The following is an 18,927-nucleotide window of genomic DNA, read 5'->3' as shown; positions in this document are numbered from 1 at the left end:
AGAAACTTTGTTGAAAGGTTCACCACAGAAAGATACAAATAAAATTCTTAATTACAAGATAAATTACCTTATGCATTTAATAAACTCTGCATAATCTATAAATAGTAATAGGAAAGGAGGGGGAATAAGATGTCTGAATATGGTGGAAGCGAATATGGTGGACACAGTAATCGCGGATCAAACTTCGCGTTGATTGTAGTGTTGTTTATCCTACTTATTATTGTGGGAGCAAGTTTTATGAGATATTAAACAAATATGATGTAGATTAAGAGAGAGAGAGTTTCAGCTCTGACAACATCACTTTTTAGTCATCGGGTATATTTTGTCCGCTCTACCTAACGACTTTAAGAAAAATGGTTAGTAAAAAGTTAAAATGATTAATGCTTTCCCAATTTGTATCTCCTCTTCTAAAGAATCGACCTTCTCTTAATTGAGTTGGTTGATTTTTTTATTTGCCCCAAAATTAACATCAGAGTGTTGCTTTTTTTATTTGTCGAACGATTACGATAGTAATATTAAGATTTTTAACCATTATCCATTGTAGATAATTTTTCCACAAAGAAAACATACATTCAGTGATATGATTTGGGATAAAGATCTTTCAATTACCTATAATTAATGAGAATAATATATAAGGAATTGTCTATATAATGGAGGAATAAAAAATGAGTGAAGAATGGAATACAAGCGCATCTGATGGTGAATTTATTAGCGATGGGGGTAGAAAAAATCGTTCTAGCAAACGTACTAGAATTCCTAGGTTTCGAAGTATCATAAGTAAAAAAAGTAGAAAGCGTAGTGTTGGTAATGATTCTGAAGCCACCATTCTTATGTGGGTGATTTTTTCTATAATAGTGTCAGCAATATTTCATTCAGACTGGGCTTTCAAGTCTTTATATGGGATATTTTTATTTTATACAATTTTTACTAAAAACATCAAACCAATTAGATTTGTATCATCAGTTATTTTATTTATTGGGAGTTTGTCCTTCATAGCACTTACGTTAGTTGTTTTGATTGATTTACTAGGTGATGCTAACATGTTGCAAGATCCGATTACAAGAAAAGCATATACATACATTATAGGAGTCCCTATAATAAGTTGGGGAATTATAAGATTGTTAGAAAATTGGATTTATGGACCGTTTAAAAAGGGTTAATAAAATTGTTAATAAATTTACGCACCTCTATTCAGGTGCTTTTTTTATTTGCCCAAAATTTTCTTGTTGTAAAATCAAACTAGTGTTCGTATACTGAATAAAAAGGAGGGAACGTTCGTGCGTATAAATATTTTGAAGTCTTTAGAACATGGTAATATAGCAGAAATGATTTACATGAAAGATAGCGGTGAAATCAGTAAGCGAAAGGTGAAGGTGTTAAGTGTGGACGACAGTACATTTAAAGCTTATTGCTTTTTACGAAATACGAAAAGAACTTTCAAAATAGACAATGTACTAGCATGCGTTCCTGTTCTTCGTAGAGAGCGAGATGTAATCTAAAATGGACTACAACAAACTTCCAAATCGCTCTATTGCTTGCATTGATATGATGAGCTTTTATGCTTCTTGTATTGCTGCATTACATGATTTAGATGTAAGGACTGTACCATTAGCAGTAGTGGGAAGTCTCGAACAAAAAGGTAGTGTAGTGTTAGCGGCATCTCCGGCAATGAAGAAGAGATTTCGAGTGAAAACTGGAACACGATTGTTTGAAATACCTAATCATCCAGACATCAGATTATTCGAATCGAAAATGAGTTATTTCCTCGAGATGTCGATGGCAGTAACAGAAATATTACACAAATATGTTCCACCAGAAGCTATACATGTATACAGTGTGGATGAAAGTTTTATTGATTTAACTGGCACGGAGAAATTATGGGGAGATCCATCTAATACAATCCAACGTATACAAAAGGAAATACTTAATTCACTACAATTGCATAGTACGGTGGGTATGGGGCCAAACATGTTAATGGCAAAGCTCGCTCTTGATTTGGAAGCGAAAAAGAGTGGTTTCGCAAAATGGACATACGATGATGTGCAAACAAAATTATGGCCAGTAAGCCCTTTAAGTGAAATGTGGGGGATTGGTTCACGAACAGAAAAGACGCTAAATAATATGGGAATCACCTCAGTGGGGCAGTTAGCCAGAACTCCTTTACGTGTTTTAGAGAGTAAATTTGGCGTGATGGGAAATCAGTTATATCATCATGCGTGGGGTATCGATTTATCCAATTTAGGAGCTCCTTTAGAAGAAGGTCAAATTAGCTACGGTAAAAGTCAAATCCTTATGAGGGACTACAATAAAATCGAGGAAGTAAAAGCAGTTATCTTGGAAATGTGCGAAGATGTGGCAAAAAGGGCAAGAGATACTTATCAAGCAGCTAGAACGATTACATTAGGCTTGGGATATAGCAAGAATGCGTTTGGCGGAGGATTTCAGAGGGCTAGAACAATTTACGAAGCCACCAACGACACAATGAAAATCTATAATGTATGCTTAGATCTATTAAAAGAAAACTACCATAACAAACCAGTGCGTCAGCTGTCCGTATCCATCACGAAGTTAGAAGATGAACATTCAATGCAACTGAGCTTATTCGAGAAAGATAACTGGAAAAATAGAAAATTAGCGGCGGCCATGGATAGCGTTCGAAATCGATTTGGAACTGCAGCATTATTAAGAGCAGTATCTTATACACCAGCCGGAACTGCTGTAAAACGCTCTAAAATGGTTGGTGGACATAAAGGATAAGGAGGGTCCATATTGATAAAAGATCGTGGGATGAAAAAATGGCAAGGTATGATGTTACCAGAACATGTAGCAGTGTTAAACAAATTCTTTGGAGAAAAGAAGAGAGTACCTAAGCCGGATTTAAATGAATGGGATCTTCATGCAAATGAAGAAACTTTACAAATTGCATTAAAGCGGAAGTGTGAAATGACAATAAAAATGTGGTGGGATGGCGGTTTTCATTTTCGAGGTGGAATTATAAAAGATGTAGATTTAAGCAAGAGGACAATAGATGTAGATGACCCGTTCGGATTGCATACCTACATGTTAGACAGTATCGTAGACGTGACTGTAACAGAATAATTTGAGGTGTATTAAATGAATGAAGAACAAAAAGAAAAGCTATATGAAATAGTAGATATCATGGCAGGTAAAGCCCCAAAAGAAGTCTTGTTGGGAGCAATTGAAGAGATACAGCAAATGGACAGCAATCAATTAGAAGGATTGGTATCCTTATTTGAACTGTTAAATAAATATAATGTTGATGAACCTTATTACGACAAAACCACCAATCAGTAAGAAAGGTGGTTTTATTTTTTGACTATTAAAGGAAAAGGTTTATTTCTCGTAAAATGTTATGGTGACACCTACCATATATCTGATTGGATTAGTTTCACTAAAGTTGGATATTTACGTTAATAAAGGATGAGTTTGTGAAGGCTTACACTTAAACTAACGAAGCAGGTTAGTGGAAGAGTGTTGTTTAACTTTATTTCAACAATCGGGCCATTTTCTTGAATAACTCTCCACAAGTAAATTATATAAAACGTGCAATAAAAATTAGCATGTAATTTGGGATTATCGAAGTCACAATTGATCAATGGTAGATGGAATATAATATTGGAGAAATCATAATAATCCTATGTTTTTGGGGAATACTAAATTGAAAAGTAATAAATAAAGAAATAAAGCGAGGAGTTTTATGAAAAAGGTTGCAATGTTTTTCCTATGTCTACTTATATTAATTCTTCCATCACAAGTTTTTGCCCAACGTAAAGTACCTATTTTAATATATCATTCGATTGACGAATTTGAAGGGCATGGTTCTAAGGAGTTATATGTAACACCGAAGAATTTCGAGAAACAAATGATTTATCTAAGAGACCATGGTTACACATTATTAACTTTTGATCGATGGCAAGACATTTATAAAGTAAACAAACCCATTTTCATTACCTTTGATGATGGGTACAAAAACAATCTGAATGCATTTGGTATCTTTCAAAAACTAAAAAACGAACGTTTTAAACCAACTGGTACCATTTTTGTTATTTCTGACTTTATCGGTCGCTCCAACCGATTATCGGAATCGGATTTAAAAATGATGGCTGATTCGGGGATCATCTCAATTCAGTCTCATACTGCTACACATCCTGATTTAACGAAAATAAATAATTTTGAATATGAACTGAAAGAGTCCAAAGATAAAATTCAAAAAATAACGGGCAAACCAGTTAATGCTCTTGCGTATCCATACGGAAATTTCAGTAACAAGATCGTAGCAGAAACGAAGAAATACTATTTGTTTGGACTTACGACAACTCCTGAACTATTTTCTGAGAAGGGCATTAAAGACGAATTCTATCTTTTACCACGGATCTATATCAAGTATTCAACTACTCTTGATGACTTTGCAAAGATCGTTGACGGAGAATGAAGGCGGTTACTATACCAGTTAATCGTTTTTTCTTTTGGAACTATGGGAAAGTGGTTAATAGTGTTAATAAGCAAATGGGTAAAGAAACAGGAAAAATGGTTTATTGAGGGAAGGAGTAATCTCAATGGTTATCGGATTAATTGTCTTGGGGATTATTCTATTAATTTTTAGGAATTTTAACACCTATTGGTTCTGGAACAACTTTTTTGATCTCTATCATTCTGTTTGTTATAGGAATCGTGCTCTCATCTAATTTTTTAAATACAATTTAAGAGGTTTCTTTTTCCAAATGAATCAACCTCCTAAATGTATGTGGTGGGCTGATTATAGATTGTATTATGATGGATTGTTATGATAGTAATTGAAAGGCCCTACAATCAATTTATAAAACAAATAACGATTAGAATCAAATTTATAGATTAATATTTTCGAGTATTAAGATTTAACTAAAAGAAATGAATAGTTGAAATCTTTTATTTATATGGTATTGTTAAATCATAATTTAATATAATATTAAATAAGTGTTCATAATTTTGAAGTAATAGGGAAGTTAGTGAAAATCTAATGCAGCCCCCGCTACTGTAAACGCAGATGAAATCATAATAATCACTGTTCAGAAATTGGATGGGAAGATATGAGAGTAAAGTGAAGCGTAAGCCAGGAAACCTGCTTATTTAATTCAAGGCTTACTTTTCGGCGGGAGAAGTGTAGATGAGAAATCACATATTGCTAATCGTATTAGGTATTATTTTCTGAAAATACGGTTTTTTGTGTAAAATTCCAGATACCCACACCTCTTTTTAAAAGAAGTGTGGGTATTTTTAATTGGAGGAGAAGGATTTGCAAAAGGGGAAGATTTTTGTAGTTGGATTTGGTCCTGGAGATCGAGAACACATTACAAAACGAGCCGTAGATGCGTTACAGCAAAGTAATCATATTATGGGTTACAAGACTTATGTTGATTTGATCAGACATTTAGTAACGGCAAAAAATATTGTCAGTACTGGGATGACTGAAGAGGTATCACGAGCACAAGAAGCAGTTAAACAGGCAGAGGCAGGACATATTGTTGCTGTGATTTCAAGTGGGGATGCAGGGGTATACGGAATGGCTGGTCTAGTATATGAGGTGCTAATTGAAAAGGGATGGACAGAGGAGACAGGGATTGAGGTAGAGGTTGTACCTGGTATTTCAGCAATTAACTCATGTGCAAGTTTGCTTGGTGCACCTGTTATGCATGACTCTTGTACGATTAGTTTAAGTGATCATTTAACACCGTGGACAGTCATTGAAAAACGTATTGAAGCAGCAGCAATGGCAGATTTTGTTATTGCGTTTTATAATCCAAAATCAGGACGTAGGACACGCCAAATTGTAGAAGCTCAGCGTATTTTACTAAAATATAGATCTTCTGATACTCCAGTAGGACTTGTGAAGAGTGCTTACCGAGATAGCCAGAATATTGTGTTAACAACTTTAGCAGAAATGTTGGATCATGATATTGGAATGTTAACAACTGTTGTAGTTGGAAACTCATCGACGTTCTTTTATGACAATAAAATTATTACACCACGTGGTTATCAAAGAAAATATACGCTAGGCGATGAGAAGCAAGTTTGGAAGCCACATCAACGTTTGAAAAAAGAAGCAGAACCTTGGGCGCTTGATCAAGTAACAGGGGAAGCGAAATCTGGCTTTGAAAAAATTGAAGCTATTAAGGCTAAAAAAGAAGTAAAAATCGAGCCTTTAAAAGAAGTACAAAGTGTAGCTATCAAAGAAGTACAGCAAGTTATACCAACTAAAAATGAGGCAGTGCCTCAAAGAAAAACATCACTTGAAATGGCTAAAATGGCGTTAGCTTGTATTACAAATACGCCTGTGAAAACAGATTATTTAGTACAGCAAGCTATTGAATCTATTTTTGAATTTGCTGTTTCACCAGGTGTTGCTAATAAAATGATTACACCGAAGCAAATGAAAATACTTGCAGAAGTAGTTGGAGAAAACGGAACTATAGAATACACACCAGATCATCGATTCCATGTGAAAATTCCAACTGAAAATCCAGATGTCATCGTTGGAAAATTACGTGCGTCAGGTTTGTATGTGCTACCTATGGGTGATGTATTAAATGTAAAAGCATGTGATTTCTGTTATGGAGAAAAAGCCGAATCCATACCGTTAGCTGAGGAGATCATGGAGACGCTTGGTGGCATGAAATTACCAAAGGAACTTCATATTGGGTTTAATGGATGTGGCATGGCATGTTATCGTGCAGTTTTTGATGATATTGGAATTGTCTATCGAAAAAAGAAATTCGACTTATTTATCGGAGCAAAGCCAGTTGGAAGAACTGCACATGCAGCACAACCGGTAGCAGAAGGGTTAGAACCCGATGCGCTTATTCCGCTATTGACAAAAATTGTTGAGGAATATAAAGAACGTGCACATCCAAATGAACGATTGTTTAAATACTTTAAGCGTGTGAAAAAAATTGCACATTTCACATATCAGGATATGAGCAGCAAGATTAAAGTGGAAGAAGCACCTTGTGGCGATTAGGAGGCATAGCATGATTTTATTTTTAGCGGGAACAAGCGATGCACGAGAACTAGCAATTAAATTACAAAAGCAAGACCATTCGTTACTTGCAACAGTCGTTACACATTCAGCGGCTAATAGTCTTAAAGAAGCAGGAATTGCTTATCATATTGGACGTTTATCAGTAGTCGACATGGTGAATTTAATTCAGGAAAAGGGAGTCACAGCGGTGATTGATGCAAGCCATCCTTATGCAGAAGAAGCGTCAAAAACAGCCATGATGGCGGCAGAGCAATGTAATTTATCTTATATTCGTTACGAACGTCCTAAGCAGCAGTTTGTGCATCCATTAGTAACAGAGGTAGAGACGTATGAAGAGGCAGCCCTTATTGCGCGAGCGCATAAAGGAACTGTGATGTTGACAACAGGTAGTAAAACACTTGCCACTTTTACAAAACACTTACTAATCGACACGATTCGTTTAGTATGTCGTATGTTACCGAATAAAGAAAATATGGACAAGTGTGATGCGTTAGGTGTTAAGCAACGTGACATTATCGCAATACAAGGTCCATTTTCAAAGGAATTAAATACAGCGTTGTATCATCAATACGGGACTACGCTTGTTATTACAAAAGAAAGCGGTAAAGTTGGCTCCGTCGATGAGAAGATGGATGCCGCATTGGAATTAAATATCCCCATTATTTTAATCAAAAGACCAAAAATTACTTATATTAATCAATGTTCTACATTTGATGAAGTATTACAAACACTAGGAGGAATATGAAATGGCAAATATGAACTTTAATACTGATTTCGTACCACTAACAGTAGACCCAGACAAAATTTACGATTATAGCTTCTCCATTATTAAGGAAGAGATGGGCGAACATGAATTTACAGATGAACAATGGTTAGTTGTACGTCGTGTTATTCACGCATCGGCAGATTTTGAATTAGGACGTAGCATGATTTTTACACCAGATGCAATTGAGGCAGGTATTCAATCTATTTTAGCTGGTCGTCATGTAGTAGTAGACGTCCAAATGATTGAAAGTGGCTCGGGTCGTAAACGATTTCAAAAGCATGGGGGAGACTTGCACTGCTATATCGCAGACGAGGATGTATCAATTGAAGCAAAAAAGCTAGGAACTACACGCGCTATTATTTCTATGCAAAAAGCAACGAAGCTACAAGAAGGCGGTATTTATGCCATTGGTAACGCACCGACTGCTCTTTTAGAATTAATCCGTTTAATTAAAGAAGGGTTAGCAAAACCAGATTTAATCATTGGAATGCCAGTTGGCTTTGTATCTGCAGCAGAGTCAAAAGCAGAGCTAGCTATTTTAGAAGGTATTCCATTCATTACAAATGTAGGACGTAAAGGTGGCAGTACGGTGACTGTAGCAGCATTGAATGCCATCTCAATTATGGCTGATGAGCGAGCATAACAAGCGAAATAAAAAAGATCCATCACAAATGCGTTATGGCTACACAACCGGTTCATGTGCTACAGCAATGACAAAGGCCGCTTTACAAGCAATTGTTACTGGTCAGATTCCCGAAAAGGTCACGATTTATTTGCCGGTTGGACAATATGCAACTTTTAAAATAGACGCTAGTGAAATCCAAGGTGACGCCATCATGTGTGAAACGATTAAAGATGCTGGAGATGATCCAGATGCAACTCATCAGGCCCGTATTCAAAGTACAGTTCGTTTACTAGAGGTACCTGGCATACAGCTAGATGGTGGAGTAGGGGTAGGCCGTGTGACAAAGGCAGGCTTACCCGTGCCAGTTGGTTTAGCTGCGATAAATCCGGTGCCGCGTAAAATGATTATGGGCGTCGTACAAGAAGTGATTGATACATATGCCATTGAGCAAGGTGTCGAAGTAATCATCTCTGTCCCAGATGGGGAAGAGATTGCAAAAAAAACATTGAATGGTCGCCTCGGTATTATTGGCGGCATTTCAATATTAGGAACACGTGGCACAGTCGTTCCTTTTTCGAGTTCTGCATATATGGCGAGTATTGTTCAAGCGCTTAATGTTGCGAAGGAGGCAGGTTGTGACCATATCGTGATTACAACAGGCGGGCGCAGTGAAAAGTATGCGATGAAGCAATATCCTCATTTACCGGAAGAAGCTTTCATTGAAATGGGAGATTTCGTTGGATTTACCTTAAAGAATATTGCACGTAAAAAATTTTCACAAGTATCACTTGTTGGCATGATGGGGAAATTCTCGAAAGTAGCACAAGGTGTTATGATGGTGCACTCAAAAAGCGCGCCAATTAGCTTAGAATTTTTAGCGGGTATTGCAAAAAAGGTTGGTATTGAAGAGCCACAACTAAGTGAAATTTTAACTGCAAATACAGCCTCACAAGTCGGTGAGATACTTCAAGGAAATGAAGCTTATTTTGAAGCACTGTGTAAGAACTGTTGCTATTATGCATTAGCACATATGAATACAACGATTAGTGTTTCGACAAGTTTATATGCGATGAATGGTGATTGTTTAGGAAAGGCTGAGAATATTGACAAATTGGATGAAAATGATTGGCATAGGGGATAACGGTGTAACGGGCTTATTGCCACAATACATTGAATGGATTAATAACTGTGATGTATTAGTAGGTGGAGAACGCCATTTAGCGTTCTTTCCACAGTTTTCAAAAGAAAAGAAGGTCATAAAAGGTGGATTGTCTAAGCTTGTTGATGATTTACAAAAAGAAACACGTAACGTTGTTATTTTAGTTTCAGGAGACCCCTTATTTTATGGATTAGGTAGTGTGTTAGCTAAGAAACTACTGTTAGAAATTTACCCTTATACAAGCTCCGTACAGTTAGCTTTTTCAAAAATGCAGGATAGCTGGCAAGATGCATATATTACAAGTTTACATGGACGTTCAATCAAAGGCTTTGCACAAAAAATTGATGGACGTAAAAAAGTTGCCATTTTGACAGATGACAAAAACACACCACAAGTAATAGCTACATACTTAAAGCAATACGGTATGGATGAATATGATGCCTTTGTCACTGAAAATTTAGAAGGTAAGAATGAGCGCTGTCGTTTCTTGACATTAGATGAGATGGAACAGGCTACCTTTTCATCTTTAAATGTTGTGATATTAAAGCAGCGTCATTCAGTAAAGCGTAGCACGCTTGGGATTGCTGATGAAGAATTCTATCAGCGTAAGCCAGAAAAAGGCTTAATTACGAAAAAGGAAATTCGAGTTCTTTGCGTACAAGAATTACAACTTCGAGAAGATAGCATTATTTGGGATATCGGCACATGTACTGGATCAGTTGCAATTGAAGCGGCAAAAATTGCCCGTGAAGGTGCGGTGTTTGCTATTGAAAAAAACGAAGGTGATTTAGAAAATTGCTTATTGAATCAGGCAAAGCACCGTACTGATTTTATAGCCATTCTCGGAAAAGCACCAGAGCGTTTGAATGAATTTCCAGATCCTAATGCTATCTTTATTGGTGGTAACGGTGGCAATATGGAACATTTGTTAGAAACATGTATTACACGTCTATTACCAGGTGGGCGCCTCGTTATGAACATCGCAACAATTGAAAATTTAGCTGATGCGATGAAACACTTAAAAAATTTAGGTTGCGACGTAACGATTTTACAAGCTCAAATTTCAAAGAGTAAGCCTATTTTACACTTAACACGATTTGAACCATTAAATCCCATTTTTATTGTGACTGCACAGAAAGGAATTGACAAATGACATCATTAGGAAGTTTATATGGATTAGGCGTTGGTCCTGGCGATCCAGAATTAATTACAGTGAAAGCTTTCCGCAAATTACAAGAATGTCCTGTTATTGCTTACCCTAAAAAACTAAAAGGTAGCAAATCATATGCGCATCGTATTGTGGAAATGTACATTAACCCAGCTGAAAAGAATATGCTCGGGCTTGTATTCCCAATGACAAAAGATGAAGAAACATTAACCCTTGAGTGGACAAAATCAGTTGAAGCTATTTATACATATTTAGCACAAGGACTAGATGTTGCGTTCGTTACCGAAGGCGATCCTATGTTATACAGTACATTTATTCATCTAATGAAACTGATGAAGGACACATATCCAGAAGTTCACATGGAAACAGTGGCAGGTATTTCATCATTTAATGGTTCAGCAAATCGTTTGGGCATTCCACTAGCGGACGGAAATGACCATGTAGCGATGATTCCAGCAACCGAAGATATGACAGAAATGCGTCGGGTATTGGAAACAAATGATGCTGTAGTATTTATTAAAGTAGCAAAAGTATTAGAAGATATGCTCGACTTATTAGAGGATATGAATCTACTATATGGCACACACGTTGTCACAAAGGTAACTTCAGATGAGGAAGTTATTTGGAATGTAGATGAGTTACGTGGAGCAGAGCTGAATTATTTATCATGTATGGTGGTGCGTAAATAATGAAAAAAATATGGATTATAGGTGCAGGTCCTGGTGACCCAGAATTAATAACAGTAAAAGGCTTAAAGTTATTACAAACAGCAGATGTTGTCATGTATACAGATTCATTAGTAAGTGACAAATTAGTTGCTGAAGCACACCCAGAGGCAGAGGTTATTCGTACAGCAGGCATGCATTTGCAGGAAATGGTTGATTGTATCGTTGAGCGTGTAAATGCCGGAAAAACACTAGTCCGATTACATACAGGAGATCCAGCAATGTACGGTGCAACAATGGAACAAGTTGCACTATTAAAGGAACATGAAATTGGCTATGAAGTTGTACCTGGTGTAAGTTCAGTGTTTGCTGCGGCAGCAGCAGTTGGTGCAGAGCTAACAGTGCCGGACTTAACGCAAACACTCATTTTAACACGTGCAGAAGGACGCACGCCTGTACCCGACCGTGAAAAACTACAAGCATTAGCAAATCATCACTGTACGATCGCAATGTTCTTAAGCGCAACTTTAACCAAAAAGATTGTGAAGGAATTACAAGCTGCTGGCTGGGCAAATGATACACCAGTAGCGGTTGTACAACGTGCTTCTTGGCCTGATCAAAAAATAGTTCGTACAACACTTTCTCAGCTGGACGAAGCAATGAGAACAAATGGCATACGTAAACATGCAATGATTTTGGCTGGTTGGGCACTTGACCCTAATATTCATGAAAAAGATTACCGTTCAAAGTTGTATGATAAAACATTTACGCACGGTTTTCGTAAGGGTGTGAAGGAAGATGATTAGTTTACAAGAAGGAATTATTCCTAAAGTTAATAAGAGTAAGACATATGCTCTTGTTGCTATTACAAAGCATGGTGTGGAGCATGCACGTAATTATGCTGAAAAATTCCCCTATGTAGATCTGTATTACATGAAAAAATTTGAACGGGGTGATGAGAATACTCGTCACATTCAATTATTTGATGGAACAGTACGTTTGTTATTACCGGCACTTTTTCAGGAATATAAAGGAGTTATTTGTGTCATTTCACTCGGTGCGGTTATAAGGATGATTGCACCGCTTCTGGTAGATAAAAAGAAAGACCCTGCTGTGTTGGTTATTGATGAGAAAGGAGATTATGTCATTAGCGTAGTCTCGGGACATATCGGTGGTGCAAATGCTTTAACACATGAATTTGCGGAAGCTATTGGTGCACAACCTATTATCACCACAGCTTCAGATGTTCAAAAAACGATTCCTGTTGATTTATTTGGCGCGAAATTTGGTTGGGTATGGGATGCTGAGGACAAGTTAACACCCGTAAGTGCCTCTGTTGTAAATGAAGAACATGTTGCCATTGTACAAGAAACGGGAGAGAAAAAGTGGTGGATGCATGATGCGAAAATGCCTGAAAGTTTAAAATTGTATCCTTCAACTGATATAGCGCTCGCAGCAAATCCTCAGGCGACATTACTCATTACAGACCGTTTAATAGAAACATATGAAGAAGAGCTTCTTAAAAACGGTGTTATTTATCGTCCAAAGTCACTTGTGTTAGGGATGGGTTGTAATCGCGGTACTTCAGCCGAGGAGATTGAGGCACTTATTGACGAAACGCTATTAGAACTTAAGCTGAGTAAAAAAAGTGTCAAAGCCATTGCAACGATTGATTTGAAAAAGGATGAAGAATGCTTTTTACAAGTCGTTGCGAAAAATAATTGGCAGTTAGTCACGTATACACCAACAGAGTTGAATGAAATGCCTCTAAAAAACCCATCTGAAAAGGTATTTAAATATACAGGCGCTTACGGTGTATGCGAGCCAGCAGCACTGCGATATGCGAATACAAACGACTGGTTGCTGGAGAAAAAGAAAGGCCATAATGCAACAATTTCGGTTGCACGGATTTCATTTGATGAGGAGGTACCGCAATGAATCGATTTGTATTGGCTGGTACTGGTAGTGGTGTTGGAAAAACAACGTTCACAATTGGCATAATGCGTGCCCTCATGAAGCGTGGTTTATCAGTACAAGGCTTCAAATGCGGGCCTGATTATATCGACCCAACATATCACACAGCAGTAACGAAAAGGCCGTCTCGGAATGTTGATAGCTTTATGATGGCCCACGAGGTTGTACGTGATATTGTTGCACGTGCCAGTAAAGATACAGATGTCAGTATAATCGAAGGGGTTATGGGTTTTTATGATGGCAAATCACCATTATCTAATGAAGGCTCGGCGGCACATATTAGTGAGCTGACAAATAGTCCCGTTATTTTAATTGTTAACGCAGCGAGCATGGCGCGTAGTGTTGCAGCAATTGTAAAGGGATTCCAAATGCTGGATGAAAACACGAATATTGTCGGTGTAATTGCGAACCAATTAGGTAGCAAAAGCCATTTTGATATCGTGAAAACAGCGATTGAAGCAGAATGTAATGTACCGGTTATCGGCTATTTACAAAAAGGGGCGGTCCCAACGTTGCCAAGTCGTCATTTAGGCCTTATACCTGCAATTGAACGCGGGGATTTAGATGAATATTTCGACGATCTTGCAAATGCTATAGAGGCGACTGTTGATTTGGATCATTTACTTGAAATAACAAAAGCACCAACAATTGCAGTAGAAACATCTATTTTTGAAAAGCAAACAGACAGAAAACCTGTACATATTGCAGTGGCAAAAGATGCGGCCTTTAACTTTTATTACGAAGAAAATTTAGAACTTTTACGAGCCTATGGTGCTGAGCTACACTTCTTTTCGCCATTGCAAAATGAGCAAGTACCGTCACAAGCACAAGGTTTATATATCGGTGGTGGTTTCCCAGAAGAGTTTGCGGAACAACTAAGTAAAAATACGTTTTCCAACAAATCTATTTGTCGCGTAATTGAGCAAGGATTACCGACATTAGCAGAATGTGGTGGCTTTATGTATTTAACAGAAAGTATTACAAACCGTGCTGGTCAAACTTATGAAATGCTTGGTGTTATTCAAGGACATATAAAAATGCAAGACAAGTTAGCTGCACTTGGTTACCGTGAAATTACTGGAGTTAAAGGCAACTTCTTAATTCATGCCGATGAGCGAGCTAAAGGACATGAGTTTCATTATTCAACATACGAAGGCGACCATCAAACACCTGCATACTTTAGTAAGGGACGTCTTAAAGCGCAACAAGAAGGTTACTTACATGGCAATTTAGTTGCGGGGTATACACATTTCCATTTTGCATCAAACCCAAATCTTGTACAAAATTGGTTAAACAAATGTTTGGAGGAGGAACGATGAATTATTTCCCACTGCTATTAAATATCGAATATAAAACCGTTGTCATTATTGGTGGTGGACACGTAGCACGTCAAAAAGTAGAGGCATTGCTACCAACAAAAGCGAAAATTGTCGTGATTAGCCCAACGATTACAGAAGAGCTTTTACATTATGTTGAAAACCATGAAGTAACATGGAAAATGAAAGAATTTGAACCCGCAGATTTGGATGATGCTGCTCTTGTATTTGCAGTTACAAATAGTCAGGTTGTCAATGATGCGGTTGAAGAAGCAACTCAACATTGGCAGTTACTTAGCCGTGCAGATGTGAAGGGTCGTGTGGATTTTATAAATCCAGCCGTTTTGCGTCGTGGAGATTTTATTTTGACTGTATCTACCTCAGGTGCAAGTCCACGACTAACACGACAAGTAAAAGCAGAATTAGCAGAACAATATGGTGACTATTATGAACAGTATGTAGCCTTCTTGGGACAAGCACGTCAACAAATTCTAGCAACTTTTGAAGGCAAAGTAAAAAATCAATTATTGATAGATTTATTAGAACCACAGTTACTAGAGTGGATAAAGGATGGTCGCTTAGATAATTGTGACCAGTGGCTACAACAACGATTAGGAGATTATCTATGAGTGTAAAAGTATATATTGTTGGAGCTGGACCAGGAGATCCGAAATTACTAACACTACGTGGTCTTGAATGTATTCAACAAGCTGATGTAATTTTGTTCGACCGTTTAGTCAATCCTGTATTACTTGAGCATGCAAAAGATACAGCAGAATTGATTTATTGCGGTAAAGAGCCTGGAAAGCACGGCTTAATTCAAGAAGAGATTCATAGAGTCTTAGTTGAAAAAGCACAAGCTGGTCATATTGTTTTACGTTTAAAGGGCGGGGATCCGTTTGTGTTTGGGCGAGGCGCAGAAGAAGCCGCTGTTTTACGTAGAGCAAATATTGACTATGAAATTGTACCAGGTATTACAGCTGGTATTGCAGCACCTGCCTATGCAGGAATTCCTGTGACCCATCGTGATTATGCAACAAGCTTTGCAATAGTGACTGGCCATGGGCGAGCAGAAAAGGGGCAAGATTTTTTAAATTGGGAAGCGCTAAGCCATATTGATACAGTAGCTTTCTATATGAGTGTTGGCAATATCGAACATATTACAGCACGTTTAATGGACTGTGGGAAGCGAAGTGAAACACCAGTGGCAGTTATTGAATGGGGTACTACAGAAAAACAACGTACAATTATCGGTACTTTACACACAATTACAAAGCAAATTGAACAGGAAGCGATTCTAAACCCATCAATGATTTTAGTGGGAGATGTTGTAAATGTACGGGATGAGATCGCTTGGTTTGCAGAAAAGGAGCATAAAACATGTTAAAAGCATTAAAAAAGCGTAGAGCGATTCGCCAATTTGAAGCACGCGAGGTAGAACGTGAAAAAATTGAAAAATTGTTAGAAGCGGCTATATATGCACCAAATGATCGTATGCGTGAGCCATGGCACTTTTATGTTATGCAAGGAGATAGTTTAAAAGGTTACGAGCAGGTGGCACTCAATTTTTTAGAAAAGCGTTTTCCGACAAAACCACATTTAGTTGAGAGTTCAATGGAAGCCGTTACGAAAACACCACTAGTTATAGCTGTAACCTCAGCAATTGTAGACGGAGATGAAAATGCTACTAAAGACAATGTGTTCGCAGTAAGTAGCGCGATTATGTCAATGTGGTTAATGGCTGAAGAATTAGGGCTAGGGATGGTTTGGCGTACACGAGGTGTTGGCTTAGTACATGATACAGCACTTCATACATATATCGGTGCGAGTGAGTATGAACATTTAGTTGGTACGTTATGTATCGGTTACCCAGCTGAAGAGATTACATCACCGAAAAAGCGTACACCATTTGCAAAAAAAACAACGTGGCTTTAAGGGGGAATTGATGATGGCAAGACAAGGAATGTTGCTTGTTTACACAGGAAATGGAAAGGGGAAAACAACTGCTTCACTTGGAGTAACATTGCGTGCGATTGGACGTGGTATGAAGGTGAAATATTTTCAATTTATCAAATCACCTGAACGTACATACGGTGAACAAATTGCTTTGCGTAAATTAGGAGTCGAAACAGTCCAACTTGGTGTGGGTTTTACATGGACAAAAACGCCTGAGGAACATCGAGAAGCATTAAGAGTGGCATGGAGAAGAGTAAAAGAGGCGTTAGAGGACGAATCTATTGATTTATTAGTACTAGATGAACTAAATAATGCATTAGCTATTACCCGTTTTCCAGTAGATGATGTATTACCACTAGCTGAAGTATTAGAAGCAATTCAAAATCGACCCAAAACTATGCATTTAGTTGTGACAGGACGTTCAGCTCATCCATCACTTATTGCTCTAGCAGATTTAGTTTCAACAATTGATGCAACAAAACATTATTATGAAGAGCAAGATGTCAAAGCAATGAAAGGTCTTGAATTCTAATGAGAGCTATTATGATTCAAGGAACTTCCTCTGATGTTGGGAAAAGTGTTCTATGCACAGCACTATGCAGGATTTTTGTAAATGATGGTTATCGAGTAGCGCCATTCAAGTCTCAAAATATGGCATTAAATTCATATATCACCAAAGATGGTGGAGAAATTGGACGTGCACAAGGTGTACAAGCTGAAGCGGCAAAAATAGATGCCACTACAGATATGAATCCGATATTACTTAAGCCTAAAGGAGATATGGTATCAGAGGTTATTTTACATGGGAAGCATTTTGCCAATATAGATGCTGTCACGTACCGTGAAACATTTGTGGAAGCTGTTATGCCGGAAGTACGTAAATCTCTAGCGCGTTTACGTGTTCAATATGAAATATTAGTACTAGAAGGTGCAGGCAGTCCTGCTGAAATTAATTTGAAGTCACGCGACATTGCCAATATGCGCATGGCTCACGAAACAGATGCGGATGTTATCTTAGTTGCGGACATAGAACGTGGAGGCGTATTTGCCTCTATAGTTGGAACATTAGCACTTCTGGATGATAATGAGCGGGCGCGTGTAAAGGGCATCATTATTAATAAATTCCGAGGAATGAAACAATTACTCGATAGTGGTGTTGAATGGCTTGAGAACTACACAGGGATACCGGTTCTAGGGGTCATACCGTTTATTGATGTACAAATTGAAGCGGAAGATTCGCTGGCATTGTCAAGCTTACGTTTAAAAAAGCCTCAGCAGCAAGAATTTGCAATTGATGTTGCGATTATTCGTCTACCACGTATTTCAAATTTTACTGATATGGATCCATTATTCGAAGAGCCTGGAGTGGGCCCGCGTTTTGTTTCCTCTTTAAAAGATCTAAAGCATCCGGATGTCATTATCTTACCTGGTACTAAAAATACTGTCGAAGATTTTTTATGGCTTCAAGAAAGTGGCTTAGTGCAAGGGATATTACAACTTGTGCAAAAAGGTGTTAAAGTTGTTGGTATTTGTGGGGGCTATCAAATGCTAGGTGAACGTATTTGTGAATCAGCAATCGAAGGAAGTGGTGGCACTTATATGTCACTAGGATTATTACCAATTGAGACACATTTTGTTTCAGAAAAACAATCAAACCAAGTACAAGGTAGAACAGTAAACGGTCATAATGTGGTGGGATATGAAATTCATTCGGGTCGAAGTACGCCTACAAAAGTGGTTACACCATTTATTATTTTTGAAGATGGTCGGCAAGATGGTGTATATACAGAACAGGTGCTAGGTACATATGTACATGGTATTTTTCAAAATCGTCATTTTACTCGTTATTATTTCAATCGTTTACGTGCGGAAAAAAATATAGAGTTAATTGCCGACGATGTATTATCTGATGATGATCGTCGTGAACAGGCCTATGAAATGCTAGATGAGCATGTACGTCAACATTTAGATATGGAGAAAATTTATAATTTTATACATTCATCAGTGTAGCAATACGTAAAGGGAGGTGTGATGGAAAGTCACCACGGTACCCGCCACTGTGAAGCGGAGAGTTGTAGCGATACCACTGCAAAATTAATTGCGGGAAGGGCTATATACTTAGTGATGCGAAGTCAGGATACCTGCTGATGAAAGGATTATTGTTCTTACGGGAGTATAAGAGCCATTATGCAATATGCATAGGCTTTTTTAACGTATAAACAATTCGATTTATACGTTTTTTTCTGTAAGTAAATACGAGAG

The 18,927-nt window shown here is 37.7% G+C and carries 21 protein-coding genes and 2 riboswitches; all 21 genes read left to right on the top strand.

Annotated elements, in window-relative coordinates:
• Positions 1–129 precede the first annotated feature (129 nt).
• The 21 genes from BMZ04_RS16250 to BMZ04_RS16150 all read left to right on the top strand — a co-directional run bounded on the left by BMZ04_RS16250 (position 130) and on the right by BMZ04_RS16150 (position 18,675).
• On the top strand, positions 130–249 hold the full coding sequence (locus BMZ04_RS16250; RefSeq protein ID WP_093273663.1) for a YjcZ family sporulation protein: 120 nt from the start codon (positions 130–132) through the stop codon (positions 247–249).
• Between the two features lie 416 nt (positions 250–665).
• Positions 666–1,160, top strand: coding sequence for a hypothetical protein (locus tag BMZ04_RS16245; RefSeq protein ID WP_093273658.1), 495 nt, complete (start codon positions 666–668; stop codon positions 1,158–1,160).
• A 117-nt stretch (positions 1,161–1,277) separates the two neighbouring features.
• Positions 1,278–1,499, top strand: coding sequence for a transcriptional regulator (locus BMZ04_RS16240; RefSeq protein WP_093273654.1), 222 nt, complete (start codon positions 1,278–1,280; stop codon positions 1,497–1,499).
• Position 1,500: 1 nt separating this feature from the next.
• Positions 1,501–2,757, top strand: coding sequence for a Y-family DNA polymerase (locus BMZ04_RS16235; protein ID WP_093273649.1), 1,257 nt, complete (start codon positions 1,501–1,503; stop codon positions 2,755–2,757).
• 12 nt (positions 2,758–2,769) lie between these two features.
• Positions 2,770–3,099: a YolD-like family protein gene (locus BMZ04_RS16230; RefSeq protein ID WP_093273645.1), complete on the top strand. Its 330-nt coding sequence runs from the start codon at positions 2,770–2,772 to the stop codon at positions 3,097–3,099.
• Between the two features lie 15 nt (positions 3,100–3,114).
• On the top strand, positions 3,115–3,315 hold the full coding sequence (locus BMZ04_RS16225; protein ID WP_093273641.1) for a hypothetical protein: 201 nt from the start codon (positions 3,115–3,117) through the stop codon (positions 3,313–3,315).
• Between the two features lie 403 nt (positions 3,316–3,718).
• Positions 3,719–4,453 (top strand): polysaccharide deacetylase family protein, encoded by a 735-nt coding sequence (locus BMZ04_RS16220; RefSeq protein ID WP_093273636.1) that lies wholly within the window; start codon positions 3,719–3,721, stop codon positions 4,451–4,453.
• Between the two features lie 502 nt (positions 4,454–4,955).
• Positions 4,956–5,142, top strand: a riboswitch (cobalamin riboswitch).
• A 151-nt stretch (positions 5,143–5,293) separates the two neighbouring features.
• Positions 5,294–7,015, top strand: a complete 1,722-nt coding sequence (gene cobJ, locus BMZ04_RS16215; RefSeq protein ID WP_093273632.1) for a precorrin-3B C(17)-methyltransferase — start codon at positions 5,294–5,296, stop codon at positions 7,013–7,015.
• 10 nt (positions 7,016–7,025) lie between these two features.
• Positions 7,026–7,781, top strand: coding sequence for a precorrin-6A reductase (gene cobK / locus BMZ04_RS16210; protein ID WP_093273628.1), 756 nt, complete (start codon positions 7,026–7,028; stop codon positions 7,779–7,781).
• Position 7,782: 1 nt separating this feature from the next.
• On the top strand, positions 7,783–8,445 hold the full coding sequence (locus tag BMZ04_RS16205; protein WP_093273624.1) for a precorrin-8X methylmutase: 663 nt from the start codon (positions 7,783–7,785) through the stop codon (positions 8,443–8,445).
• Positions 8,432–9,568 carry a cobalt-precorrin-5B (C(1))-methyltransferase gene (locus BMZ04_RS16200; RefSeq protein WP_093273810.1) on the top strand — a complete coding sequence of 379 codons (1,137 nt, stop codon included), beginning with the start codon at positions 8,432–8,434 and terminating at the stop codon, positions 9,566–9,568. Before BMZ04_RS16205 ends, BMZ04_RS16200 begins: the two co-directional genes overlap by 14 nt.
• Positions 9,543–10,739 (top strand): precorrin-6y C5,15-methyltransferase (decarboxylating) subunit CbiE, encoded by a 1,197-nt coding sequence (gene cbiE / locus BMZ04_RS16195; RefSeq protein ID WP_093273814.1) that lies wholly within the window; start codon positions 9,543–9,545, stop codon positions 10,737–10,739. The genes BMZ04_RS16200 and cbiE overlap by 26 nt, the downstream gene beginning before the upstream one ends.
• Positions 10,736–11,443 carry a precorrin-2 C(20)-methyltransferase gene (cobI, locus tag BMZ04_RS16190; protein WP_093273619.1) on the top strand — a complete coding sequence of 236 codons (708 nt, stop codon included), beginning with the start codon at positions 10,736–10,738 and terminating at the stop codon, positions 11,441–11,443. Before cbiE ends, cobI begins: the two co-directional genes overlap by 4 nt.
• Complete coding sequence (gene cobM, locus BMZ04_RS16185; RefSeq protein WP_093273614.1) at positions 11,443–12,225, top strand: precorrin-4 C(11)-methyltransferase; 783 nt, start codon at positions 11,443–11,445, stop codon at positions 12,223–12,225. The genes cobI and cobM overlap by 1 nt, the downstream gene beginning before the upstream one ends.
• Complete coding sequence (locus BMZ04_RS16180) at positions 12,218–13,357, top strand: cobalt-precorrin 5A hydrolase (protein ID WP_093273609.1); 1,140 nt, start codon at positions 12,218–12,220, stop codon at positions 13,355–13,357. Before cobM ends, BMZ04_RS16180 begins: the two co-directional genes overlap by 8 nt.
• Complete coding sequence (locus BMZ04_RS16175; RefSeq protein WP_093273606.1) at positions 13,354–14,712, top strand: cobyrinate a,c-diamide synthase; 1,359 nt, start codon at positions 13,354–13,356, stop codon at positions 14,710–14,712. The genes BMZ04_RS16180 and BMZ04_RS16175 overlap by 4 nt, the downstream gene beginning before the upstream one ends.
• The gene (locus BMZ04_RS16170; RefSeq protein WP_093273602.1) at positions 14,709–15,338 is read left to right on the top strand and encodes a precorrin-2 dehydrogenase/sirohydrochlorin ferrochelatase family protein; all 630 of its coding nucleotides are present in this window, start codon (positions 14,709–14,711) and stop codon (positions 15,336–15,338) included. Before BMZ04_RS16175 ends, BMZ04_RS16170 begins: the two co-directional genes overlap by 4 nt.
• A complete protein-coding gene (gene cobA, locus BMZ04_RS16165; protein ID WP_093273597.1) occupies positions 15,335–16,096 on the top strand; it encodes a uroporphyrinogen-III C-methyltransferase in 762 nt (253 codons plus the stop codon). Before BMZ04_RS16170 ends, cobA begins: the two co-directional genes overlap by 4 nt.
• A complete protein-coding gene (locus BMZ04_RS16160) occupies positions 16,090–16,644 on the top strand; it encodes a nitroreductase family protein (RefSeq protein WP_093273592.1) in 555 nt (184 codons plus the stop codon). Before cobA ends, BMZ04_RS16160 begins: the two co-directional genes overlap by 7 nt.
• Before the next feature lie 13 nt (positions 16,645–16,657).
• Positions 16,658–17,197: a cob(I)yrinic acid a,c-diamide adenosyltransferase gene (locus tag BMZ04_RS16155; RefSeq protein WP_093273587.1), complete on the top strand. Its 540-nt coding sequence runs from the start codon at positions 16,658–16,660 to the stop codon at positions 17,195–17,197.
• Positions 17,197–18,675, top strand: coding sequence for a cobyric acid synthase (locus BMZ04_RS16150; protein ID WP_177184476.1), 1,479 nt, complete (start codon positions 17,197–17,199; stop codon positions 18,673–18,675). The genes BMZ04_RS16155 and BMZ04_RS16150 overlap by 1 nt, the downstream gene beginning before the upstream one ends.
• Positions 18,651–18,829: riboswitch (cobalamin riboswitch) on the top strand. (Overlaps the previous gene by 25 nt.)
• The last annotated feature ends 98 nt before the right edge of the window (positions 18,830–18,927 follow it).

Origin of the sequence: Psychrobacillus sp. OK032 (assembly GCF_900111345.1) — a bacterium.
GTDB lineage: Bacteria > Bacillota > Bacilli > Bacillales_A > Planococcaceae > Psychrobacillus.
This window is presented reverse-complemented; position numbering and strand designations above follow the sequence as displayed.